Annotated in this window: 24 protein-coding genes and 1 pseudogene; 14 read left to right on the top strand and 11 right to left on the bottom strand. The window is 66.5% G+C overall.

Annotated features, from left to right (window positions below; genetic code table 11):
* Positions 1-61: 61 nt before the first annotated feature.
* From ACWIHT_RS32255 to ACWIHT_RS32265, 3 genes and pseudogenes are all read right to left on the bottom strand, one after another.
* Positions 62-1,252: an NAD(P)/FAD-dependent oxidoreductase gene (locus tag ACWIHT_RS32255; protein WP_456171812.1), complete on the bottom strand. Its 1,191-nt coding sequence runs from the start codon at positions 1,250-1,252 to the stop codon at positions 62-64.
* A gap of 214 nt (positions 1,253-1,466) precedes the next feature.
* Positions 1,467-2,200: pseudogene (locus ACWIHT_RS32260) on the bottom strand (transposase family protein).
* Positions 2,201-2,295: 95 nt separating this feature from the next.
* Positions 2,296-3,042, bottom strand: a complete 747-nt coding sequence (locus tag ACWIHT_RS32265; protein WP_456172069.1) for a DUF317 domain-containing protein — start codon at positions 3,040-3,042, stop codon at positions 2,296-2,298.
* Between the two features lie 303 nt (positions 3,043-3,345).
* On the opposite strand from ACWIHT_RS32265, the gene ACWIHT_RS32270 reads away from it, so the two are divergent.
* The 10 genes from ACWIHT_RS32270 (at position 3,346) to ACWIHT_RS32315 (ending at position 9,160) form a co-directional block, all read left to right on the top strand.
* Positions 3,346-3,576, top strand: a complete 231-nt coding sequence (locus tag ACWIHT_RS32270; RefSeq protein ID WP_067022411.1) for a hypothetical protein — start codon at positions 3,346-3,348, stop codon at positions 3,574-3,576.
* Positions 3,554-4,066: a DUF6879 family protein gene (locus tag ACWIHT_RS32275; RefSeq protein WP_456171813.1), complete on the top strand. Its 513-nt coding sequence runs from the start codon at positions 3,554-3,556 to the stop codon at positions 4,064-4,066. The genes ACWIHT_RS32270 and ACWIHT_RS32275 overlap by 23 nt, the downstream gene beginning before the upstream one ends.
* Positions 4,067-4,093: 27 nt before the next feature.
* Complete coding sequence (locus ACWIHT_RS32280; RefSeq protein WP_456171814.1) at positions 4,094-4,939, top strand: helix-turn-helix domain-containing protein; 846 nt, start codon at positions 4,094-4,096, stop codon at positions 4,937-4,939.
* A 96-nt stretch (positions 4,940-5,035) separates the two neighbouring features.
* The gene (locus ACWIHT_RS32285) at positions 5,036-5,425 is read left to right on the top strand and encodes a hypothetical protein (protein ID WP_200682047.1); all 390 of its coding nucleotides are present in this window, start codon (positions 5,036-5,038) and stop codon (positions 5,423-5,425) included.
* A complete protein-coding gene (locus ACWIHT_RS32290) occupies positions 5,422-5,961 on the top strand; it encodes an NUDIX domain-containing protein (protein ID WP_456171815.1) in 540 nt (179 codons plus the stop codon). The genes ACWIHT_RS32285 and ACWIHT_RS32290 overlap by 4 nt, the downstream gene beginning before the upstream one ends.
* A gap of 83 nt (positions 5,962-6,044) precedes the next feature.
* Positions 6,045-6,287 (top strand): hypothetical protein, encoded by a 243-nt coding sequence (locus ACWIHT_RS32295; RefSeq protein ID WP_456171816.1) that lies wholly within the window; start codon positions 6,045-6,047, stop codon positions 6,285-6,287.
* 60 nt (positions 6,288-6,347) lie between these two features.
* Positions 6,348-7,148 (top strand): diaminopimelate epimerase, encoded by an 801-nt coding sequence (gene dapF, locus ACWIHT_RS32300; protein WP_456171818.1) that lies wholly within the window; start codon positions 6,348-6,350, stop codon positions 7,146-7,148.
* Positions 7,145-8,236, top strand: coding sequence for a D-alanine--D-alanine ligase family protein (locus ACWIHT_RS32305; protein WP_456171819.1), 1,092 nt, complete (start codon positions 7,145-7,147; stop codon positions 8,234-8,236). Before dapF ends, ACWIHT_RS32305 begins: the two co-directional genes overlap by 4 nt.
* A 37-nt stretch (positions 8,237-8,273) precedes the next feature.
* Complete coding sequence (locus tag ACWIHT_RS32310; RefSeq protein WP_456171820.1) at positions 8,274-8,798, top strand: C39 family peptidase; 525 nt, start codon at positions 8,274-8,276, stop codon at positions 8,796-8,798.
* A complete protein-coding gene (locus ACWIHT_RS32315) occupies positions 8,798-9,160 on the top strand; it encodes a glutamate ligase domain-containing protein (RefSeq protein ID WP_456171821.1) in 363 nt (120 codons plus the stop codon). The genes ACWIHT_RS32310 and ACWIHT_RS32315 overlap by 1 nt, the downstream gene beginning before the upstream one ends.
* 75 nt (positions 9,161-9,235) lie before the next feature.
* On the opposite strand, the gene ACWIHT_RS32320 is transcribed toward ACWIHT_RS32315, so the two are convergent.
* From ACWIHT_RS32320 to ACWIHT_RS32335, 4 genes are all read right to left on the bottom strand, one after another.
* Positions 9,236-10,441 (bottom strand): hypothetical protein, encoded by a 1,206-nt coding sequence (locus ACWIHT_RS32320; protein WP_456171822.1) that lies wholly within the window; start codon positions 10,439-10,441, stop codon positions 9,236-9,238.
* Positions 10,442-11,510: 1,069 nt separating this feature from the next.
* Positions 11,511-11,924, bottom strand: coding sequence for a hypothetical protein (locus ACWIHT_RS32325; protein WP_456171824.1), 414 nt, complete (start codon positions 11,922-11,924; stop codon positions 11,511-11,513).
* A gap of 233 nt (positions 11,925-12,157) precedes the next feature.
* Entirely contained in the window at positions 12,158-12,898 is a 741-nt protein-coding gene (locus tag ACWIHT_RS32330; RefSeq protein ID WP_456171825.1) for a hypothetical protein, read from the bottom strand.
* Complete coding sequence (locus ACWIHT_RS32335; protein ID WP_456171826.1) at positions 12,895-13,302, bottom strand: hypothetical protein; 408 nt, start codon at positions 13,300-13,302, stop codon at positions 12,895-12,897. The genes ACWIHT_RS32330 and ACWIHT_RS32335 overlap by 4 nt, the downstream gene beginning before the upstream one ends.
* Positions 13,303-13,630: 328 nt before the next feature.
* On the opposite strand from ACWIHT_RS32335, the gene ACWIHT_RS32340 reads away from it, so the two are divergent.
* A complete protein-coding gene (locus tag ACWIHT_RS32340; protein ID WP_456171828.1) occupies positions 13,631-14,734 on the top strand; it encodes a hypothetical protein in 1,104 nt (367 codons plus the stop codon).
* A gap of 610 nt (positions 14,735-15,344) precedes the next feature.
* Here ACWIHT_RS32340 and ACWIHT_RS32345 read toward each other — a convergent pair.
* Positions 15,345-16,763 carry an FAD-binding oxidoreductase gene (locus ACWIHT_RS32345; protein ID WP_456171829.1) on the bottom strand — a complete coding sequence of 473 codons (1,419 nt, stop codon included), beginning with the start codon at positions 16,761-16,763 and terminating at the stop codon, positions 15,345-15,347.
* Between the two features lie 79 nt (positions 16,764-16,842).
* Here ACWIHT_RS32345 and ACWIHT_RS32350 point away from each other — a divergent pair, with 79 nt between their 5' ends.
* Positions 16,843-17,526, top strand: a complete 684-nt coding sequence (locus tag ACWIHT_RS32350; protein WP_456171830.1) for a TetR/AcrR family transcriptional regulator — start codon at positions 16,843-16,845, stop codon at positions 17,524-17,526.
* A gap of 40 nt (positions 17,527-17,566) precedes the next feature.
* On the opposite strand, the gene ACWIHT_RS32355 is transcribed toward ACWIHT_RS32350, so the two are convergent.
* From ACWIHT_RS32355 to ACWIHT_RS32365, 3 genes are all read right to left on the bottom strand, one after another.
* Positions 17,567-18,166 (bottom strand): TetR/AcrR family transcriptional regulator, encoded by a 600-nt coding sequence (locus ACWIHT_RS32355; protein WP_456171831.1) that lies wholly within the window; start codon positions 18,164-18,166, stop codon positions 17,567-17,569.
* Positions 18,163-18,489, bottom strand: a complete 327-nt coding sequence (locus ACWIHT_RS32360) for a non-heme iron oxygenase ferredoxin subunit (protein ID WP_456171832.1) — start codon at positions 18,487-18,489, stop codon at positions 18,163-18,165. Before ACWIHT_RS32360 ends, ACWIHT_RS32355 begins: the two co-directional genes overlap by 4 nt.
* A 195-nt stretch (positions 18,490-18,684) precedes the next feature.
* On the bottom strand, positions 18,685-19,524 hold the full coding sequence (locus ACWIHT_RS32365) for a helix-turn-helix transcriptional regulator (RefSeq protein WP_456171833.1): 840 nt from the start codon (positions 19,522-19,524) through the stop codon (positions 18,685-18,687).
* Between the two features lie 215 nt (positions 19,525-19,739).
* Here ACWIHT_RS32365 and ACWIHT_RS32370 point away from each other — a divergent pair, with 215 nt between their 5' ends.
* Complete coding sequence (locus ACWIHT_RS32370; RefSeq protein WP_456171834.1) at positions 19,740-20,441, top strand: alpha/beta fold hydrolase; 702 nt, start codon at positions 19,740-19,742, stop codon at positions 20,439-20,441.
* Positions 20,438-21,295, top strand: coding sequence for an alpha/beta hydrolase (locus ACWIHT_RS32375; RefSeq protein WP_456171836.1), 858 nt, complete (start codon positions 20,438-20,440; stop codon positions 21,293-21,295). The genes ACWIHT_RS32370 and ACWIHT_RS32375 overlap by 4 nt, the downstream gene beginning before the upstream one ends.

The following is a 21,295-nucleotide window of genomic DNA, read 5'->3' on the forward strand; positions in this document are numbered from 1 at the left end:
GGCCAGCCGGCCCCGGCTGGCCTCGAACCGGTCGATGGCTGCGCTGTCCATGCGAAGCAGCCTATGCAGCGGCCCTCACACCGGCCCGGTCAGGCACGGTGGCCAGGCGGCGCTTGCGCTTCGGCATGCCGAAGGTCGGGTGATCGATACCCCACCCGGCCCCCTTGAGCACGCCCGACTTGAGCCGCGCGGCGGCCTTGCCGCCCAGGTACCAGGGCTTCGACCTGCCGTCCCTGTCGACCATCTGGAAGATTGCGTCCTGCCGCCCGAGGCTGATGTGGTTGCCGTAGTACTTCAGGCCGATGGTCGGCACGTCACGGGCCGTCAAGCGCGCGATGATCGCGGCGGTCGCCTGCATGTTGGTGGAGCCGGCCGAGGCGCACGACATCGGCAGCGGCCGGCCGTTCTCGCCGATCGCGTACGCGCAGTCACCGGCGGCGTAGACGTCCGGGTGGGAGACCGAGCGCATCGTGCGGTCGACCACGATCTGGCCGGTGTCAGCGACCTCCAGGCCGCTGACGGCCGCGATGGGGTGCACGGCGAACCCGGCCGACCACACAGTCACATCGGCCGGGACGGACGTACCGTCGGCGGCGATCGCCCGGGTCGGCTCGACCATTTCGATGCCGGTGTGCTCGTGGACGGTGATGCCGAGCCGGTCGAAGGCTTGGCGCAGGTGACGGCGGGCCTTTGGCGAGAGCCAGGCGCCCAGCTCGCCGCGGGCGGCTAGCGCGACCGAGAGGTCGGGCCGGGACTCGGCGAACTCGGTGGCGGTCTCGATGCCGGTCAGCCCCTCACCGACGACCAGCACGGCGGCGCCCTCACCCAGGCCAGCCAAGCGCTCACGCAGACGCAGCGCCGAGGACAGGCCGGTCACATCGAAGGCGTACTCGGCCACGCCGGGGACGCCGTGGTCGGCCACGGAGCTGCCCAGCGCGTAGAGAAGCGTGTCGTACGCGAGCTCGCCATCGCCGTCCTCACCGGTCACCACGACGGTCCTGCGCCCAGGGTCGACGCCCATGACGCGCGCCAGGCGCAGCCGCACCCCGGTGCCCTCGAACACGTCGGCGAGCTTGCGCAACGCGAGGTTCCGGCCGATCGCAAGCTGATGGAGCCGCATCCGCTCGACGAAGTCGGGCACAGCGTTGACGACGGTGATCTCGACATCCGAGGGGGAAAGCCGACGGGCCAGGTTCCCGGCGGCGAAGGCCCCAGCATATCCGGCACCGAGTACGGCAATGCGGTACTTCATGGCGTTGCTCCTGTCTCGTTCGCGTGCCCTTCGAACGAGACAGCGCTCCGATTCCTGACAGGACCTGGGTGTGACGCGGGTCACCGAACCAAGACGAGTTGCTGGGCCTCAGGCAGACGTTTGGACCTGTCTCGGGCAGTGGAAACAGGGTGATATGGCAGCCCGCCGGTCGGCGTCACATCACGCATGTTTGCTGACCTGGCTGATCGCTTGGTCATCCGGCGAGCGCGAGGTTGTGCAGGCGGGCGATGCCGAGCATGGCGTGGTGGACGCCGTCGCCCTTGAGACGGCAGTCGCGCAGGATTTTCCAGGTCTTCACACGGGCGAACGCATGCTCGACGCGGGCGCGGACCTTGCGATGGGAGGCGTTGTGCTCCTCCTTCCAGGCCAGGAGTTCAGCCCGTCCGCGTTCGCGGCGGTGCGGGATGACCAGGCCGGTGCCCCGACAACCGCCGTCCGCGATAACCGTGGTACGACCGACCGACGGCGTCTTTCGCTCCGGACGGGCAGTGGCAACGACCAGGCGGGTGTTGGCGTCGATGATGACCTGCACGTTCGCGGAGAACCGGTAGTTGCGACTGGAGGCGCCGACCGTGCGGTCGCGGACCGGGACCAGCGTGCCGTCGACGATCCACAACCGGTCCGTGGCATCGGCCGGACGCGAGACCGGCGCGATCGCGAGGAGGGGCCCAGCCGCTGGATGACCCTGCACACCGTCGCCGGCGAGACCCCGAACAGCGGCGCGAGCTGCCGCATGGTGAGGTTCCTGCGGTAGTAGACCGCTACCACCAGCACCCGGTCGGCAAGCGGCAGCCACCACGGCCGTCCGATCCGCGGCCCATCGCCACCCCGCTCCCGCACCACCTTCAGCAAGCGCTCGAACTGCCTCATCCGCAGCCCCGTGAACGTCTCCACCCACAGCGGCTCAGTCCTCAACACCCCACGCATACAAGGGAAATGCCCAGATCACAGCCTTCTGCAACGCGCTTTAGGACAGGCAGAGGGGCACCGATGAGGCAGACAGCCCCCCAGGACTTGGCGCGTCAGCGGCGACGGATGGTCAGCCGACCCTCGGCGCTCTTGGGCAACACCCGGCGGGGCACCGGGACCGGCGAGGCGAGCGAGGAGGCGAAAACAGCGACCAGGTCATGCGGGACGCTGGCGCTGAAGCTGGCGCACCACAGGTACGGGACGCCAAGAACGGGCTCTGCCCACGCCTGCCAACCGAACAGATCAGGGCGTGGGTCGGCGTCCTGGATGAACGGGGGCACTGGTTCGAGGGAGACGCTGGAGGTGAGTCCGGGATCGATAGCAGTCGTACGAGGGCGATCCACGTCGCGGACCCAGCCCTGGGCGCTGATCGCGTCGATCACCACCTCAGCTCCCTCGAAGGCGAGGTCGGGCGCCTCACGGGCATCGATCGCCATGAGGAGATCGGCGAGCACCTCGTACGGAACGCCGGTGGTGAAGTACGCGTTCCACTCCGCCATCGCGGCGTCGGCATGCTGACGGACACTCAACTGCCAAGCTATGGACAGCCCGCCCAGCTTGAACGGATAGGCCGCGAGGAGCCACTCCGCACCGCGCAGCCCGTCCGGACTCACGTAGAGCAGGGTGTCGCGAGCAGTGGGCCACATGCGCCAGCCGAGGTCGGCCAGGGTGTCGCCAATCCGCTCGGCGAGCATGCCGTCGTCACCGGCCAAGTGGCGCGGGGTGACCCAGTAGACGGGATCTGGCGAGTCGGGAGGGGATGGTTCGCCGGGATGGTACGGGAGCAGGGGCGCCTCCATGGCCATGGGCTCGGAAAGGCTCTCCGAGCAGGGTGTTGTACGTTGACATGCTCCGTCGCGGAACACCAGTCCCTTCGGGATCTTCCGTGTCTGCCTCCGGCGAACTGGTGAATTGGGGCCTACAGCAATCGAATCCGGCCATCCCGAGGGCCGCGTCGCGCCCACTTCTCGTCGCCCCGACCTCAGCCACGTAAGGTCAACTCCCATGCCCATCTGGCAAGTTTCGGCAAGTTCCTAGCTCCACGACGCACCCACGGGCAAGCTCTGGCACAGAGATCGTTACCGGCATCCGAGGAGGACATCATGGCCCTACGCAAGCTCGGTAAGGACCCGGAGAGTCCCAGTGGCGGCTCCCCCACCATCTACCTCGACGAGGAGAAGGACAGCTACCTCGTGCAGGGGCTGAAGGTGGAGGACATCGAGCGCCTCGGGCAGATGGACATCCCAGGCCATGAGTCGGTGGTGGAGATCCCCCGGCGCATGGTGCAGTTCTTCCTGGAGGTGAAGAAGGTTGACGAGGACCCCGACGTTTGAGGAACTGTTCCGCGACTGCCAGCGGACGGCCGTCCATCTGGAGATGCGCGACGCATACATGAAGTCGGACCCGGCCTTCATCGACTGGAAGTCCGGCATCGCACTCGACCCGGCCGAGCGCTGGGGCGACTGGCACGCCATCGTCACGGAGGCGACCTCGCGAAGCGTCGAGGTCCGCCGCGCCCGCGTCGTCTCGACTCCCGTCAGCGAGTACATCCGCTTCGAGTACGACGTGACAGACGGACTCAACATCGCCGCCGGCGAAGACGTCCGCTGGCTCTCCCGACGAAGCGCCACGGACCTCGCGCTCCCGGGCAACGACTTCTGGCTCTTCGACTCCAGCCTCGTCCTCGTCAACCACTTCGACGGCGAAGGCGAGAATATGGAGGTGGAACTCACCGACGACCCAGCGGTCGCGAAGCTCTGCGAGTCGGCCTTCGAGGCCGTGTGGGCGCGGGCAACACCGCACGCAGAGTTCCAGCCGGTCTGACAGCCCGAACAGCACCGTCGCAACGACATGACATCGCCATCTTCGAGCGTTCAGGAAGCCCGCAGGGCTCTGGGGAAACGCCTGAGCGAAATCCGGCTCGAAGCCGGGCTCACGAAACGCGCGTTGGCCAGCAGCCTCGGCTGGCACGAGTCGAAGTGTTCGCGCTTCGAGAGCGGCACACGTCCGCCCTCGGAGCGCGACCTGCGTGCGTGGGCCACCGCTTGCGGTGCGGAGAGCGTGGCAGAGGATCTCATCTCGACAGCCCGCGGCATCGAGGGCATGTACGTCGAGTGGCGCCGGATGGAGCGCACCGGCCTGAAACAGGCGCAGGAGTCCGTCCTCCCCCTGTGGGAACGCACCCAGCGCTTCCGCATCTACTCCCCGTGGCTCATTCCCGGCCCGGTGCAGACGGCCTCATACATCACTGCACTGCTCACATCAATTCGCGACCGCCGCGGCCTCATTGATGACGTGCCGGCGGCCGTCAGGGTGCGCGTGGAGAAGCAGCAGATCGTGTACGGCAATCACACGTTCGCGATCCTTCTGGAAGAGGGAGCACTCCGAAAGCGCATAGGCGGGACGGAGGTGATGGCCGGCCAACTCGGCTATCTGCTCAGCGTTATGGCGCTGCCTTCGGTGAGCATCGGGATCATTCCCGAGGACGCAGACCGTTCCGGTCTCTGGCCTGTCGAGGGGTTCTTCCTGTACGACGACCACACGGTTCACGTCGAACTCGTCTCGGCCCATCTCGCCGTCACGCAGAAGCACGAACTTGCCATGTATGCCCAGACGTTCACGGAACTGGCCGAACTTGCCGTCTACGGCTCGGCGGCGCGCGAAATCATCACAGCGGCCATCGAATCCCTGGGGTGAATGCCGGGCAAGTTCTGGCACACTCGTAGAGCCCTTCCCATCGCCCTTCCTAGCGTTACTGGCACGGCCGGAAACGCGCATTGAAGGGGCGAGACGGTGATCACTGTGGCAAGTAGCGGCAAGGCATCGAGAGCAACCGACAGCGCGGGAACGGAAGTTCTCCCCGTCGACGTCGAGACGATTTCGGAAAGCACCGAGACGGCCCTCTCCATGCAGATGGCCACCTCCACCCGCAAGGACATGGACACCGCCCTGCCGGAGATCGTCGGGCACCTCAACCTTCTGCTGGGTGAGGATCTGGGGGCCGACGAGGACGAGGACGTACGGGAGTTGTTCCGCACGGGGTACCGGCTCCTCGACCTGCAGAACCGGCCGACCGCGGAGACACCGTCGTTCGGCGCCTTCATCTACCTCCGGGATGCCGCCGACGTCACGCGAAGGCTCCTGTGGATCTACACACAGCGCCACGGGCTCGGTGCACCGTGAGTATCCGAGAGGACCAGATTGTCCGGGAGTTGTCCCACTACATCCACGCGCACCCCGCCGAGACGATGTTGCTCATGCCCGTGTACGACGCTGCACGTGATCACGCACAGCGCGGAGCCTGCCTCCACGACATGCGTTGTCCCCTGGTGATGACCGGAGCGGTCGTTGTGGACGAGCACCAGCGTGTGCTGTCCCTGCGGCACGGAGGTGGCTTCGCTCTCGCCGAGGCCCAGCCTGAGCCCCAGGACGATTCGCTCAGCGGCGCGGCCTTGCGACTCCTGGCCGAAGAGGTCGGCATCCGCGACGTGTGGACGGAGCCCGGTAGCGAGGGCCCTTTCCTCCTCGACGTGTCCAAGGCCAGGCCCGAGTACGGCCCCCGCATCAGGGTCGGCTTCAGGTATCTCTTCCGGGCCCACTCGGGAGCTGTCCTCCCCACGATGATCGAAACCGGCACAGCTGCCTGGGTGCCCGTGGCCGATATCGGCATTACGTCGGTCCGCGAGCGCCTGCGCGGTCATCTGGTCGGCGCCGCATGAGCCCCCGCAACCAGCAACTTGCCTACGTGGCAAGCCTCTTGGCACTCGGCGGCTCGATCCTCCTGGCCGTCTGGAGGGGCTGAATGTACGAGCGCCGCACCACCGAACCGGCCCCTGTGCCTGCTCCCCTCGGCACCGTCCCCGGTTACAGGCAGCCAGGCGATGTCCACGTAGGCGATTTCGTGTTCCTCGACGGGATGTACGTGCAGGTCCGCGACATGAGGTCCGCCGGCACCGCGGGGCGCCGGGTTCTGATCTTCGACGGGCACTGCCCGTGGGTCATGAAGGAGTCGGCGACGACGTATCGGCCCGTCGAACTCCTCTGACTCGAAGCCCCATTCAGCCATCACGAGAACTGTCACCTCACGCCAGCGAGGAGCTTTGCCATGCGCTTCCGCAAGATCCACGGAGCGGGGAACGACTTCGTCCTGTTGTCCGACCCCGCTCCGGACAGCGAGAAGGACTGGCCAAAGGAGGCCGAGCGCCTCTGCGCCAGGCGAACCGGCGTAGGCGCGGACGGCCTTGTCGTCAGCAGCCTGATCAGCCTTAGCCCGCTGGTCTTCGAAGTCGGCTGCTTCAACGCGGATGGCTCGATCGCGACGATGTGCGGCAACGCGCTGCGATGTACCGCCTGGGCCGCACACCACGACCACGGCTTCCGCGAGATGAGTCTGCGCATGGCCGGGGTGATGCACGAGGCAATCGTGAGCGACGACTCCGTGTGGGTCACCGCCGAGGTCGGCGCGGTCCATCCCCGCCGCGTGCAGAGCGTCATCAACGGCAAGCCGACCTGGTTCGACAGCGCCCACACCGGCACCGAACACGTCGTCGCCATCGTGGACGACGTCGACGGTATCGACGCGGTACTCGTCGGACGCCTCGTCCGTCACCACCCGGACCTGGCCCCGCTGGGGACGAACGTCAACTTCGTACAGGCCGCCGGCCGCCAGATGTTGAAGATCCGCACCTACGAGCGCGGCGTCGAGGCGGAAACCCTCTCGTGCGGGAGCGGAGCCGTCGCGGCCGTCGTCATCGCCACCCTGCGCGGACTCGTGTCGCCGCACGCCGTCACCGTCCACAACCGCGCCGGAGAGCCGCTCACGGTCCGGCCGCATCCCGACCGGCCGAAGCGGACTCACTGGGTCGGCGGTCCGGTCACCCACACCTTCGAAGGGGTCCTCGCATGACTCAGTTCCTCACCTCCAGCTCGGACCTCGCGGTGCGCGAGGCCGCCCAGAACCTTCGCGACTGGCAGCGCGACCGCGAGGAGCTCGGTGTCGCCCTCGTCTACGGGCCGGTGTCAGCCGAGGACCGGCTTTACCACTCGAAGTGCCCTGTGGACCAGCGCTCCGTGACCGCCCTGTCCAAGGCCCTCGACGACATCGGCGCCCGCTGGAAAGTGCTGAACCCGTGCGAGCCGGACTTCATCACGGAGTTGGCCGGCTACGACATCGCCCTCTCGAACCTGCACGGGCCGTACGGGGAGGACGGGAGGCTCCAGGGCCTGCTCGACTACCTGCGCGTGCCGTACTGCGGCAGCGGAGTCGCAGCGTCCGCGGTCGCCGCCGACAAGATCCTCTGCAAGCGGGTGATGCTGAGCCTCGGCGTCCCCACCCCCGGGTGGTGGGTGTGGTCCGGCGGCCCGATGCACTGGAACGGTCGGGCGGCGATGGTCAAACCGCCGTTCGGCGGCTCCAGCGTGGGCATGAGCCTGGTGCGCGAACAGGCAGACCTTCCAGGTGCGTTGGCAGACGCTGCCGGCGAAGAAGGCGATGCCGTACTGGTCGAGGACTACCTGACCGGCGTACCGCTGACCGTCGGGCTCCTCGAACTCCCTGAAGGCGCGGTCGTGGTGTTCCCACCACTGGCCACCGAGGCGACCGAGGCGGAGTTCTACGACGCCGACACCAAGCTCGACGTGGACTCCAGGGGTGCCGTGGCCGTGCGGGCCGCCGAGTTGTCGCCGGAGGTGCTGGCCAAGGTCACCGAGTGCGCCACGACGTTGTGGGACGGACTCGGGTTGCGTGGTTCGGCGCGCGTCGACTTCATCCTCGCCGAGGACGACGAGCCGTACGTGCTGGAGGTCAACAGCACGCCGGGCATGTCCCGCGACAGCAACTTCGTGGTGGGCGCCGCGATGGTCGGACTCACGTACACGGACGTCGTAGTGGCCATGCTGCACGAGGCGTTGACCCGACCGCCCTACGATGTCCCCCTGCCCACTCCCGCGTTCTCCAGCACCACGCTGACCCGGGAGGCTGCCGTCTCACCGTAGGAGCCCGCCCGCTGTGTCGCGCGTCCACGATGTCCCCATGTGCCGACAGCTCATCGACCCCACGGAATGGGATCTGCACGGAGGCTGGGCACTCGGGGACAGAGTGGAATGGTCAAACCGCGCGTGCGGCCTGGCGTCGCTGAGGATGATCCTGCTCGCCTACGGGCGCGAGGCACCCACGGTCACGGAGCTACTGAAACTCGCGGTCAAGAACGAGGTTCTGACCCCGCGTGGGGCGCTCCACGCTGGGATCGCGAGCCTGGCAACCGACCTGGGGGTCCCCTCGATCGCCGAACCAGTCCCGGTCGAAGACCTGACGAGGCGGCTCGACGGCGCCCCACTCATCGTCTCCGTGACCGAGCAGTTCCCCGACGACGGCCGGGCAGGCGGCCACCTCGTCATCCTTCGTGGCTACCAGGACGGCTCCGACCCGACGATCGAGTTCCGAGACCCGTCGGCCTGGGGCCAGACACACGATCGAGTCCCCCTCAGCCGCGTATCCGCTTCCTATACCGACCGCGCGATCACTTTCGCGCCCCTCATTCACAACGGAGAGTCTTGATGAGCGAGGCAGACGGCGACACGACCGAGGCCGCAGGCGGCCGCAGGATCGCCGTACTCGGAGAGATGCTGGAGCTGGGCGACGAAGCCGTCGAAGCCCACCGCGAGGTCGGGCGCATGGCGGCCGAGAACGGTGTCGATCTCATCGTCGCGGTCGGCGACGCTCTCGCCAAGCAACTCGCCCTCGCGGCAGGCGCGGCCGGCGTCCCGGACATCGCAATGGTCGGTGACAACGCCACAGCCGCCGCTTATTTGAACTCCATCATCCGCCCCGGCGACGTCGTTCTGGTGAAGGCGTCCCGCGGCGGTCAGCTATGGCAAGTCGCGCAGGCGCTCACAGGACAGCCTGTTACCGGGTTGTGAGTCCCTCTCGCAATCCCAACGAGTGGCTCTACACCCTGTCCGTCGATTTGAAGGCCCCATCCCCCTTCAAAGCAGCTACGCCGCAGGAAGTTCCTCGGAAAGTTCCGGTTCAGCTGACAGACTGCCAATAGTGAGGCCCAACATAAGAGCCCCTTCAAGCGCCGCGAGGATGCTCAAGAGCTGACTCTTCTCCTCAGGTGCCCCGTGATCAGCGTGCTTCATCTTCTGCAACTGATTCCGAATGGAAACCAATGAAATAGCGATCACGTCGTGGACAAAGTCGGGACCTTGACCAGTGTCATTCTCGCTCACCTCGCGTGGCGCGATGGGGTCGCCGCCATAAACAAAGCACAGGGCTTCCGCACGCTTGGTTGGGCGCCTTTGTGCTTGCACTTCGTGCGTCAGATCCATCCCATCCGGAAGGTTGGCATCCACCCAGGCCAGAACCTCTGCAGGCTTGAAGCTTTCTCGCATGATGCGATCAAGCAACTCGATGAGAGAGTTGGCGGCCTGGGAAACGCCGTCCTCCGAGAATCGAAGAGCGTCCCGCGCGCCTCGAATTTTCCTTACAAGCGGAGAATTCCTGCGCTCCACACGCTTGACCGAAGCTTCCGCCACCATGGAGCGAAAGCTGGCCACGAGGTCGTCTATGCCTTCTGGCGCCAGCGTTGCAAGATCAGATTCCTTCGCACTCGTCACGTCCATGGGAAGAACGGCGAGGACCTTCTCCCCGAGGAAGTCATCGAGCGAAACCAGCATTTCAACGGCATTCACCGCAATGATATTGGCTGGCTGGACATCCTTGAGCTGGCTTAGTGAAGAAATCTTGACGGCGTCATTCCATGCCACAACGAAAGGAGTGAGTGCGCGCACCCCCCGCCGAACAGCCAGCGCGACCACAGCCCCATCTTGCTTCAGGGAATCAATGAAGCGCTTATAGGCTGCCGCGCCCAGAAGGCGCTCAGCGAAGCTACTGTAGCTCTGGTTCTTAAACCGCTCCACCCAGCGTTGAAACTGCTCACCTTCGCATTCATCAACGAAGGCTTGGACCATTTCCTTCAGCCGCTCTTCCGTAATTTCTGAAAAACAGCCTTCAACCCGTTCCTGCCACGGCCGCAGGTCACTGTCATTGGTCAGCACCTTGCACAGTGAGACGAAAGCCTCCATCAAGAGCAGGGCAGATTCACTGATACGCAGTGCCTTGAGTAGCCCAGGATCCAACGTTCGCGTGCAGGCGGCAAAGCTGGACTGGTAGACGGTGACAGGTATGGGTTCTTGCACTGTGTCTCGCCTCACTCTGACAAGTACGCGCGCTCACCAAAGAAAGTACAGATGTACGCAACGATGCGGTACGGAATTTCGGACGGAGCTGCCGACGAGAACCGGCAGTCGCCCTGTGGGTGGACTGTACGACACGCCACTGACATCGCTGAGCGACCGTCAGATACCCGTGCTGTGACTCGACATCGACCGGCTCGGCGCATCGATACGCCGAGCAACTGGGACCGGCCTGAGGCCATGCCCGAGATCACGAGGTTGGAGGTGGGGAGCGCAGACATCCTTGTACTGGCAGAGCGGGCCGAGTTCGACGCAGCGAAGTTCCTCCAGCAGCTATGCGGGCTGTAACGGCGCGTGCTTGAACACACCACGGCGTCTGGGAGATTGGCAGCGGCGCCCGCACCCTACGCCGGGCATCGCCTTCCTACGGTGAGCCCCGCCAGCCCGTGACTATGCCTTGCGCCTCTTCGTAGCGACGCGAGCCGACTTTGCATTGGTAGCTGCGTTGAGCCGGGCTAGATGTGCGCGTTGCGCTACCTCGCCCCCGAACGACGACCAGCCGAACAGAGATGCCAGCAGTTCGGCTCCAAGAGCTGCTGCTGCCGTTGATGCAGCCATCGCCCTGGACATGGACGCAGGGGGCCGGGCAACCAACCGACCTCGGCTCTGTGTAGCCGTGATCGCACATTGCTCCGACCAGAGCTCAAATACCTGAGCGAGACGGGCGAAGAAGGCAGCCACCGCGGCCAAGCAAACGTAGAAGGCGACTAGTCCTACGCCGATGCGTGCAGCAATACCCGGAGTCGGCTCATGGTCGGTCCACGGCCAGCCCATGACCGCATAGACGACGGCCAGACAGGCCGAACTAGCAATCCATGCAGACCCGAGCAGAGACTCCAGGCGGTCCTCGTAGTCATCCCCATCCTCGTCATTTTGCTCGGGCTGTCGCTTCCTCGGCGCCGGATTGCCGGACGTCCTCTTCCTGTAGGGCGAAAGAATGACCTGCCAGACGCCACCGTGGACGTCGCCGCCCACAAACGTGCCGGAGCCATGGTTGTGCTGTTCCCGGTGCTCAGCGTCCGCCATCTGACGTCCCGCCATAGTTGAAGGTCATGCCACCGTGGACGTCACCACCGATGAACGTTCCTGTGCCGGTGTTGTGCTGGTGCCAGACCTTCGGCGCCGACGGAGTGGGCACCGCGAGCGCGTCCACCTCGCTCAGGGCGTCGCGGTGCTCGGCAAGGTATCGAGCGATGAGCTGCGCCCAGGCGGTCTCTGCGAGCGCCTGAGTCTCTGGAGTGGGCGAGGTGAGCTGCACAGCGGTGTCATCCACTGCCTGGGTAGCCGCTCTCTGCTGATCCGGAGTCGCACGGCGGAAGAAGTGCGCGACCCTTAGGCGCATCTGCTCAGCGCCCGACGTGGCTATGGCCGCGACGAGCGTACCGGCCGCACCAGTGGCCACGGCCATTAATTCGGCGTCGTACATGATCGAGATATCTCCCCGTTCGTGGTGTCCTGCCCCAGCAGAACCTACCGGGCACCACTGACACTCCGAGGGGACAACCCGCATACCTAGAGTTCGACACAGCCACGCAGCCAGCCGGGCGACACCGGGTCTGCCTCACGATCGGGTGCCATCTGAACTGGCTTTGCGTGTGGGGCGGGTGATCGTGGTGGCGGCGTGCTGTTGAGCGTTGTCCAGAAGGTCGACCGAACAGTTCAGCGGTTGACCAGGTAGAGAATGACGGCTGCGCCGATTCCGAGGCCCCAGAAGAACGCGATGGCTCGCGCCCGGTGATCGGGAAGGATCCTCGGTGGAGGTGGGGTCACCGTGGCCTCGATCCGCTGAGCCACGCCACTCAGCACGGTCCCTATCCCCTCGATCCGGCCAAGAGGCTTGTCCCTGCCCTGCAATCTTTCTACGTCTCTGACCAGTTGGTCCAGAGAACTCAGACTGCCTTCAAGTCGCACGACCAAACCGCTGAGGTCGTCGCGACTTGGCGAGCTGACGGCGCCCTCAAGGCGACGGACGATCCTGTTGAACTCGTCGAGGTCGAGTTGCTTCAATGCCTTGTCGAGCGTCTCTGCGGCGTGGGACATCTGGCCTGCGACGTCCTCGTTGATGCTGTAACTAGCACGCGTGAGCAACCCAGCGACATCCTCGTTGATGCGCCGCGAAGCCTGCCAGAGAGTGTGCGCGACGTCTTCGTTGATGCTGCGTGCCGCCAGGGCGAGCAAGCTCGCGACTTCGGGGGAGATCAGCCCATCGTCCAGAGCCTCTTCCAGCAGCTGGACTAGGGCAGGGGAGTCTTTTGAAATCTTCCTGAGCAGCGCTTTGGTCTTCGCGTCGACCGCCTCGATGTGAATCTCGCCGTGGTTGTCACCACCGACAAAGGCACCGTCTCCGTGGTTGTGCTGCTCGGTGATGTACTGCTGCGGCTCCGGATCAGCGTCCGTCACCGTTCCTCCTGCCCATCGACACGGATAGTGCCGTGGTTGTCGCCGCCGATGAAAGTGCCGCGCCCGTGGTTGTGCTGCGATCCGATGTGGACCGTCTTCGTACCGGAAGGCGCGGACGAGCGCAGTTCCTCAATGTCCGCTTGAGCTTCGGGGTGTGCGGTGAGGAAGGCAGTCAGCATGCTGCTCCACTGAGCAGTGACCTGGGCCTCAGTAGTCCGCCGCTGTGCCAGGGCTTCAGCGTGCTCTTCAAGCACACGCAACGCATTCGATTCTTCCTGCGCGGTCCCGCGCTGGAAGATCGTAGAGATCCGGGTTCGTAGGGCGTCGATCCGTCCTTGGAGCAGGTAGGCGAAAACGTTGCCAGCGGCGCCGGTGGAGATGGCTATGGCTGCTGCGTCAAGCATGTGGAAGACCCCCGAGATAGATACCGAGCTGGTGCTACCCGCGTTGGTGACGGACAGATGGTCTCTCGTAAGAGACTTCAAGCGTCGATGGTCTCCAGTAACCCATCACGGTTTCCTGATAGTTGACTGGAAAGCACGACCTGAACGGCGGAATCGGTACGGATGACAGAGCACATGAGCCTGGGAAACGGCGGCTACCAGTGAGAACTACCTAGATCCGTTTCCACAGCCGCTGCACAAGCGACAACACTCTCGACAGGCCGACGTAGGCACCGGCCCCAGCCGCATATCTCGAAGCACGGCAACGCGGCGAGTGTCATCCTGAGACATGGCGACTGAGTACAGATCGTGGAGGCCGGACTGGCGCAGGCTCGACTGCCTTGGCGGATGCGGGGAGTTGGTCAAGCGGGCCCGGCACTCCTGGGTCGAGATAGGCGGTACACGCTCGGGCAGTTGGTTGATTGGGACCCGCGTCGACGTGGGCCGCGCCTTCGCGGACCCGCTGCCTCCGCCGGTCGACCAGGACCTGTACATCCTGGGCGCGGCGCACAGATCCTGCCTCGCAACCGCTGTTGGGCTCCTCCGTGCCGGCAGAGCCCAACTCGCTGAAACCTTGGCCGTGATGAGTATCGAATCGATCTTCGGTGACCGCGCACCCGAGAACTGGTTGCCTGCTCCACCCGGCTGTTGCACTTTCTGCTTCGACCCACATGGGCAGTCCACAGACGAGGACATCTATCCCAAGTGGCTCGTGCGCGAGATGAAGCGACACGGCATTCGGAGCACGGACCCGCAGCGGCGACGTATCAGCTGGCCGACGACACCGGTCTGCCAGCACTGCAACAACACGTGGATGTCGGCTCTTGAGAACGACGTCAAGGACATCCTCATCCCGATGTTCAACCAGGTGAGGTCACTCGACGAGCACACCCAAGGTCGGCTCGCCCTGTGGGCCGCCAAAATGGGCGTCCTTATGGACGCTGTGAGCAGCAACATCGTTCCGCACGGGGCCGGTCAGGGTTTGGAGATCCACCGCGCGCCGCATCACGGCATGCGGGTCTGGATCGCCGCCTACCACGCCCCGAACCCCCTGGCCATGGTGACCCGCCCGATCTACATGCCTGGGGAGGATAGGAAAGACGAACTGCTCGGCCTATGCGTCACGTTCTCAGTCGTCAAGGTCGCGTTTCAGGTCCTCATTCCCTTCTTCGACGGGCATCTCGCCCCCCTTGAAGACTTCCGCGGCTCCGTTCTACAGATATGGCCCCCAACTCATCCCCTGCTGGACTGGCCGCCTCCGTTCCGGTTCGACCAGACCTCCATCCAGGCGCTTGCACTCAGAATCAACGACAACCACGAGGACGTGACGATGGAGGTGAGCCTGAGCCCAGCAGAACGGGTGAGGCAGGCATCTTCGGAAGACTCGGGATGAAACGTGTGCAGTCGCGATGCCCCTGCCCAGGCTGCCTGTCGGCCGAGCCATCCCAAGCCTTGAGGGGACCCCCCGCCCGCATTCGGCTCATCCATCACAGCGCCGTGCCCATAGCGTGCCCTTAAGACCGGAGAACCACGGTCAACGGCGGTGCGACCGCGCACTCCCGGACGCCAGCTAAGAACACGTAGTCCCAGCTCAGAAGGCATACCCTCCCCAAGCGCCGTCGCTTCCCAAGCTGAGAGTGCGAGTTCGATTCTCGTCACCCGCTCCAGAAATCGCCCCTAGGTCAGCGGCCTGGGGGTTGTTTGTTGTCCCGTTCAATGCGGGGCTGGCGTGCCCTCCGCAAAGGGGCAGTTGGGCCCGGCGTGGTTCCCGTCAGTCTAGGGCGACTGTCCGCCGGCGGATCGGGTCCGTGGCGCGGGCGCGGAGCAGGCCGCGGAATCGGTGACGCGAAGGACCAAGAACTTCCCGTGTTCTCCCCTTCCACGATCCTGCAGTCGACATCGCGCCGTGTCGGTGGGACCGGCTCCGGCGATGACCACGTCCGGGTCCGACGTGGTCATCGAGGGTCCTTCCTGGAGGTCGCCGTGTCGGGTCGCTGACGCCGTCAGGTGGTCGGGGTGATGTTCTTGTTGAAGCGGAGGAGGTTGTCGGGGTCCCAGGTGGTCTTGACCGCCTGGAGCCGCCGGTACTTGGCCTCGCTGCCGTGGACTCCGCGGCGCCATACCTTGCCCAGGTCGTCGGTGAGGTTGGTGTAGCCGGCGGCGAGTGAGTGGGGCCGCATCGCCTCGGTGATGTGCTTCGCCGACTCTTCGTACTGCGGGTCGTACTCGGCGGCGTCCCACATGTTCACGGCCTCCCACAGCCAGGCAGCTCCCGCACGGGAGAAGGCGGTGGCGTCCTCGGCGACGTCTTCGGAGATCGCGCCGCCCATGCACCAAAGGTTGATGACCGTGGCGGCGCCGGGGTTCGACGGCGCGGTGGCCGCATGGCGAAGCAGGGTGTCGATGGCGTCGGCGGACAGGGCTGACAGGTAGCCACCGCGCAGGTTCATGCGCTTTCCGTACGGCGCCACGGCGTCGAGCATGCTGTTGGCCCGCAGCCACGGCGTCTTCGTGACCAGGTTGGCGACCGGCCGGCCGAGTGCGGCGAGCGGCTCGATGATCTCGTCGGCGGTCGCGGGGTCCCCAGTGAAGACGGGGAGGAGGACCAGCACCGGCCTGCCGTGTGCCTCCGGCGGCAGCATCGGCAGGGCGGGGGCGGGAGCGATCGCGGCCAGCAGGCCCAGTTCGCGCGGTGCGGTGGCCATGTGGGCGGGGAGCTTGGCCAGCACGTCGGCGGCCTGGTCGAAGGGGAAGATCAGCTGTCCGGCGACGACGTCGGGGCCGAGCGGATGTGCGCGGTACTCGAAGGCGGTGACGACCCCGAAGTTGCCGCCTCCGCCACGGAGCGCCCAGAACAGCTCGGGGTTCTCGGCCTCGTCGGCGCGGACCTTACGGCCGTCGACGGTGACCATCTCGCAGGCGAGCAGGCTGTCGACGGTCGCGCCGAAGCGGCGCATCAGATGGCCGATGCCGCCGCCCAGTGTCAGTCCGGCGACGCCGGTGCTGCTGACCGTTCCGGCGGGCACGGCGAGCCCATGTTCCTGCGCGGCGGCATCCAACTCACCGAGCAGGACACCTGGTTGGGCCCGCACGACCCGCGTCTCGGGGTCGACGTCGATTGTCTTCATCGCCGAGAGGTCGACGACCAGCGCGCCGCCGGGCATCGCGTACCCGTCCGAGCCGTGCCCGCCGCCGCGCACGGCCACCGGGATGCCGTGCACGGAGGCGTACCGCAGGACGACCGCGACGTCGTCCTCGTCGGCGCACTGCGCGATCAGCGCCGGGCCCTCGTCGGCGGCGCGGCCCTGATACAGCGCGCGGGCCGCGCCGTACCGGTCGTCGCCAGGCCGCAGCACGGCGCCGCGGAAACCAGCGGAGAAGTCGGTGGGGAAGTCAGCGAAGGGATCTGCGGAAACGGTCATGGTGGGGGCCTCCTCAGGGTCGTACAGCTAACCGGAAATTCAATTTCCGGTTAGCTCGGAGGCTAACATCGGCAGTCACATGAGCCCGTCCACACCCCCTGCCGAACCCCCTGCCGACCGTCCGCTGCGCGCCGACGCCCGCCAGAACGTCGAGCAGATCCTCCTGGTCGCCCAGGATGTCTTCGCCGACCTCGGCTACCAGGCGTCGATCGCGGAGGTCGCACGGCGTTCCGGGCTGGGTCTGGGCACCATCTACCGGCACTTCCCGAACAAGACCGCCCTGGTGGAGCGCATCGCGATCAAGGTGATGCAGGAGAGCGTGACCGAGGTGCGGCGCGCCCTGGCCGAGGAACCGGCCACGTGGATCGCGTTCACCCGGGCGGTACGTCACATGGTGCGCCTGCGCAGCAGCCAGCTCTTCCCCGTGTCCCGTGGGCGCGCCAAGGAACCGGGCCCCGAGCTGGCCGCCATCCGCACACAGCTCCTGACCGCTCTGGAAGACCTGGTGGCCCGGACCCAGCGCTCCGGAGCCATGCGTGACGACGTGACCGCCTACGACGTCGTACTGATGCTCAACTCGATCCCGCCACGCCTGGCCGACGCGGAGGATCCGGGGGGCGACGGCCCGACGGCTGATCTGACCGACCGCTATGTCGGCGTACTCCTGGACGGGCTGCGCGCCCCTGGTTCCGAGACCCTCGCCCAACCCGCCCCCGGCCGCCGGGAGATCGATCAGTTCTTCCGGACCATGTACGGCCTGTGACGGTTCTGGCCCTTTGTTCCGGGCGCTGTCCGGGGTTCACTCACACGCCGTCGGCGCGGATCATCCGCCGCACCAGGTCCACCCAGGTGGCCTGGAGGCGTGCCACGGGGACCTCGCATTCGACGTGCAGGTAGTCCGTCGTCTCGAAGGTCGCGAAGGCGAGCAGGGCGTGGGCGAGCATGTCGTGGTCACCGTCAACTCCCGCCTCACGTAGGAGAGTTGAGATGTGCTGGTGGAAGGCGCGGCCGGTGTCGGAGGCGTGGCGGCGGTCGTGGAGCACCTGGCGTCCGAGCGCGGCGCCCAGGTCCTCATCGGCGGCGACGCGCTCGATCAGCGCGCGGCCGAACGCCTCCAGCCGGTCCCTCGGTGGTGCGCCCGGGCCCAGCGGCGGGGGACCTTCGGTGTACGCCTGGTGGAATTCGGCCTCGGCTTCGCCCAGGAGGGCGAGCAGGAGACCGTCGCGGTCGCCGAACCGGCGGAAGAGCGTGCCCTTGCCGACGCCGGCGGCCTCCGCGACCTCCTGCATCGTCACGTGTTCGGCCCCGCGCTCGGCCACCAGCCGGGCCGCCGCCTCCAGCAGCCGGGCACGGTTGCGGGCGGCGTCGGCCCGCTCGGCGGCGTCGGTCGGTGCGTCCCTCACAGTGTTCCTGTCACTTGGACGTGCACGTCGCCGTCCTCGATTCGCACCGGATACACGGGCACGGGGCGGGTAGCTGGACGGTCGAGCGGATGGCCGGTGCGCAGGTCGAAGCGGGAGGAGTGCAGCCAGCACTCGACGGTGAAGCCGTCCACCTCCCCCTCGGAGAGCGAGACGGCGCTGTGCGAGCACACGTCGTGGATCGCGAAGACCTCCCGCTCGGTCAGGACGAGCGAGACGGGCACGCCCTCCACCTCGAAGCGCCGCGGGACGCCCTCCTCCAGCGCGTCGAACCTGCAGACGTACGTGTATCCGCTCCTGGACATCGCGCTCTCCTCGGGTGCATCCATGGCGCCGGTGGTGTGCCAACCGGTTCACAGGGGTGCATCGGGCGGTGGCCTACGGCGTCCGGCCCGGAGCGGCACGTGTGAGTGGGGCTGATCGCCGAGGCCAACGACGTGGAAGTGGGCCGGGATCCGGCGCCGGTCCGAGGCAGTCTCGGCAGATGGACCTAAGTCTCATCAGGGGGTGAGCTGCTGGTGCCCTATGACCGAGAGCAGTTCCAGCTTGCTGTGGCTTTCCGTGCCCGGGCGGGTGGTCAGCACCACCAGGGTCTGGGCGCGGTTCTCGGTGAACAGGACCTGGCCGTCGACGTCGATGCGGCCGAGCTCGGGATGGAGGATGGTCTTGCCCTCGTCGTAGCGCTGGGCAACCTCCTGGAGTTCCCACAGGCGGACGAACTCGGGGCTGTGTTCCTGGAGTTCGGCCAGGATCCGGGTGGCCCGGGGGATGTCGCTGCCGGCGGTCAGTGCGACCCGTAGGCGCGCTGCCTGGGCGCGGCCGTGGCGTTCGTGGTCCTCCTCGGGATACACCAGGCGCTCGGCGGGGTCCATGAACCAGCGGTAGTAGGCGCTGCGGGCCAGGCCGGTGTGGTGGGTCTGGTCGCCGAGCAGGGCGATGGCCAGCGGGTTCATCGCGAGGGTGTCGGCCATGTCGGTCAGTACGAGGGCCGGGGAGTCGTCCAGGCGGTCCAGGACCCGCATCAGGGTCGGGCTGACGTGCTCGGAGCGGTGGAAACGGGCCGGGGCGTTGTGGCCGATGAGCACGAAGAGGTGGTCGCGCTCGTCCAGGGTCAGCCGCAGTGCCCGGGCCAGGGCGGTGGTGATCTGGACGGAGGGCTGCGGGGCCCGCTGCTGTTCCAGGCGGGCGTAGTAGTCGGTGGACATGCCGGCGAGCTGGGCGACCTCCTCGCGGCGCAGCCCCCGGGTACGCCTGCGCGACCCCTCGACCAGGCCGACGTCACGCGGGCGCAGCGCCTCACGCCGGTGGCGCAGGAATTCCGCCAGTTCCTTCTTGTCCATGCCCACCATCCTCACCGCTTGCCGCCGGGCTATCCAGAGACCGCCGATCCATGGCTGAGCACCCCGCCCGGCGTGACCTCCGGAATGCCAAAGATCGCAGGCAGGGAGCGCCGATCCATGGATGAACCGTCTCTCCCACCCGCGCGAAGACGCTCATACGGTCGACCGGTCGACGCCGGTATCCGCCAGCACCTCCCGAACGGACGGAAGAGCCGATGACCGTTTTCAGCGATCACAGCATCGAGCTTTCGCACCTGCCTTTTCACTATCGCGAGGCGGGTGATCCGGATGCGCCGCCCGTCGTTCTGCTGCATGGCCTCATGTACGACGCCCGCGACTGGGACGAGATAGCGGGTTTCCTCGCCGAGGACTACCGAGTCCTGGCCCTCACCCAGCGCGGCCATGGCGAAAGCGCCTGGCCCGGTGCGTACTCCTTCGAGCTGGGATGCGGCGATCTCGAAGCCTTCACCGACGCGCTCTCCCTGGAACGGTTCACGCTGATCGGCCACTCGATGGGCGCGCGGGTCGGGTGCGTCTTCGCGGAGAAATGGCCTGAGCGGATCGAGCGGATGGTCTGGGAAGACACCGCTCCCATCGACGTGGACTTCCCTGAGGGCTCCGAGGAAGTACCGGGGGCGGCACCTTTCGATTTCTCCGCGGCCACCTCACTGGTGCACCAGATCCACCACCCCGATCCGGCCTGGTGGAACGACCTTCGCAAGATCACCGCTCCGACGCTCATCATCGGCGGCGGGTCGACCAGCTACACCCCCCAGGAGGGGCTGGCCGAGGCTGCTCGCCTCCTCCCTGACGGCCGGCTGGCGACGATCGAGGGCGCCGGGCACCTGGTCCACCGGACTCGCCCGGAGGAGTACAGCGAGCTGCTGCGGAAGTTCCTGAAGGCGGATCTCTCATGACTGCGAACCGCATTGCGCTCAACCTCGGGGACACCTGGATCACCGGCATAGAGGAAGCAGGCCGTCCCGGGATGCCGTTGCTGGTCTGCCTTCCCGGAGGCGGCTACAACGCCTCGTACTTCGACGTGCCCGGGTATTCGCTGATGGACGCCGCGCGGCGCGAGGGCTTTCCAGTGGTGTCGCTCGACCGTCCGGGCTATGGCGGCAGCACCGCGCTGAAGGGGGAGATCTCATTCCGCCGGAATGCTCAAGCACTCCAGGAGGCCATCACCGACCTCTGGCGCCGGCACCTCCCGAACGCCCCCGGGATCGTCCTCGTAGGGCACTCGGTAGGCGGTGCGATCGCGCTGCACCTGGCAGCCGGCGATCGCGCCTGGCCGCTCCTCGGCATCTCCGTCACCGGAATCCACCACGAATCGCAGCGGTCGAACGAAGCGCTGAAGTCAGCGCCGCCGGGCAGCTCGATGGAATTCAGCCGTGAGCACCTCCTGCGGTTCATGTACGGACCAGAGGACACGTACGACCCGGGTGTGCTCGACATCGCGAAGCACACCGAGTCGCCCGTTCCCGTAGCGGAGCTGGTGGAGGTGGCGGGCCAGTGGGGCACGGATTTCGCGGGGATCGCCGCGAAGATCGAGGTACCCGTCCACTACGGGCTGGCCGAGCACGAAGGGTTCTGGCACAGCAGCGACGCATCGGTCGCCGCCTTCGGGAACGCCTTCACGGCCGCGCCCTCGGTGACTGCCCGGCGCGTCCTGGGCAGTGGCCACAACATCGACCACCACTACGTCGGCGCGGCCTTCCACAAGGAGCAGCTCGACTTCGCGAGGGCGCTGGTCTCCCCCGCCCAGTAG

This window comes from Streptomyces sp. NPDC002276 (assembly GCF_053891435.1).

Coding starts and splice junctions, on each gene's coding strand:
- ACWIHT_RS32345 (WP_456171829.1), bottom strand. CDS start 16,763: ATGACCGTTTCCGCAGATCCCTTCGCTGACTTCCCCACCGACTTCTCC.
- ACWIHT_RS32350 (WP_456171830.1), top strand. CDS start 16,843: ATGAGCCCGTCCACACCCCCTGCCGAACCCCCTGCCGACCGTCCGCTG.
- ACWIHT_RS32335 (WP_456171826.1), bottom strand. CDS start 13,302: ATGCTTGACGCAGCAGCCATAGCCATCTCCACCGGCGCCGCTGGCAAC.
- ACWIHT_RS32310 (WP_456171820.1), top strand. CDS start 8,274: ATGTGCCGACAGCTCATCGACCCCACGGAATGGGATCTGCACGGAGGC.
- ACWIHT_RS32325 (WP_456171824.1), bottom strand. CDS start 11,924: ATGTACGACGCCGAATTAATGGCCGTGGCCACTGGTGCGGCCGGTACG.
- ACWIHT_RS32255 (WP_456171812.1), bottom strand. CDS start 1,252: ATGAAGTACCGCATTGCCGTACTCGGTGCCGGATATGCTGGGGCCTTC.
- ACWIHT_RS32270 (WP_067022411.1), top strand. CDS start 3,346: ATGGCCCTACGCAAGCTCGGTAAGGACCCGGAGAGTCCCAGTGGCGGC.
- dapF (WP_456171818.1), top strand. CDS start 6,348: ATGCGCTTCCGCAAGATCCACGGAGCGGGGAACGACTTCGTCCTGTTG.
- ACWIHT_RS32305 (WP_456171819.1), top strand. CDS start 7,145: ATGACTCAGTTCCTCACCTCCAGCTCGGACCTCGCGGTGCGCGAGGCC.
- ACWIHT_RS32375 (WP_456171836.1), top strand. CDS start 20,438: ATGACTGCGAACCGCATTGCGCTCAACCTCGGGGACACCTGGATCACC.
- ACWIHT_RS32295 (WP_456171816.1), top strand. CDS start 6,045: ATGTACGAGCGCCGCACCACCGAACCGGCCCCTGTGCCTGCTCCCCTC.
- ACWIHT_RS32265 (WP_456172069.1), bottom strand. CDS start 3,042: ATGGAGGCGCCCCTGCTCCCGTACCATCCCGGCGAACCATCCCCTCCC.
- ACWIHT_RS32365 (WP_456171833.1), bottom strand. CDS start 19,524: ATGGACAAGAAGGAACTGGCGGAATTCCTGCGCCACCGGCGTGAGGCG.
- ACWIHT_RS32280 (WP_456171814.1), top strand. CDS start 4,094: ATGACATCGCCATCTTCGAGCGTTCAGGAAGCCCGCAGGGCTCTGGGG.
- ACWIHT_RS32370 (WP_456171834.1), top strand. CDS start 19,740: ATGACCGTTTTCAGCGATCACAGCATCGAGCTTTCGCACCTGCCTTTT.
- ACWIHT_RS32340 (WP_456171828.1), top strand. CDS start 13,631: ATGGCGACTGAGTACAGATCGTGGAGGCCGGACTGGCGCAGGCTCGAC.
- ACWIHT_RS32315 (WP_456171821.1), top strand. CDS start 8,798: ATGAGCGAGGCAGACGGCGACACGACCGAGGCCGCAGGCGGCCGCAGG.
- ACWIHT_RS32360 (WP_456171832.1), bottom strand. CDS start 18,489: ATGTCCAGGAGCGGATACACGTACGTCTGCAGGTTCGACGCGCTGGAG.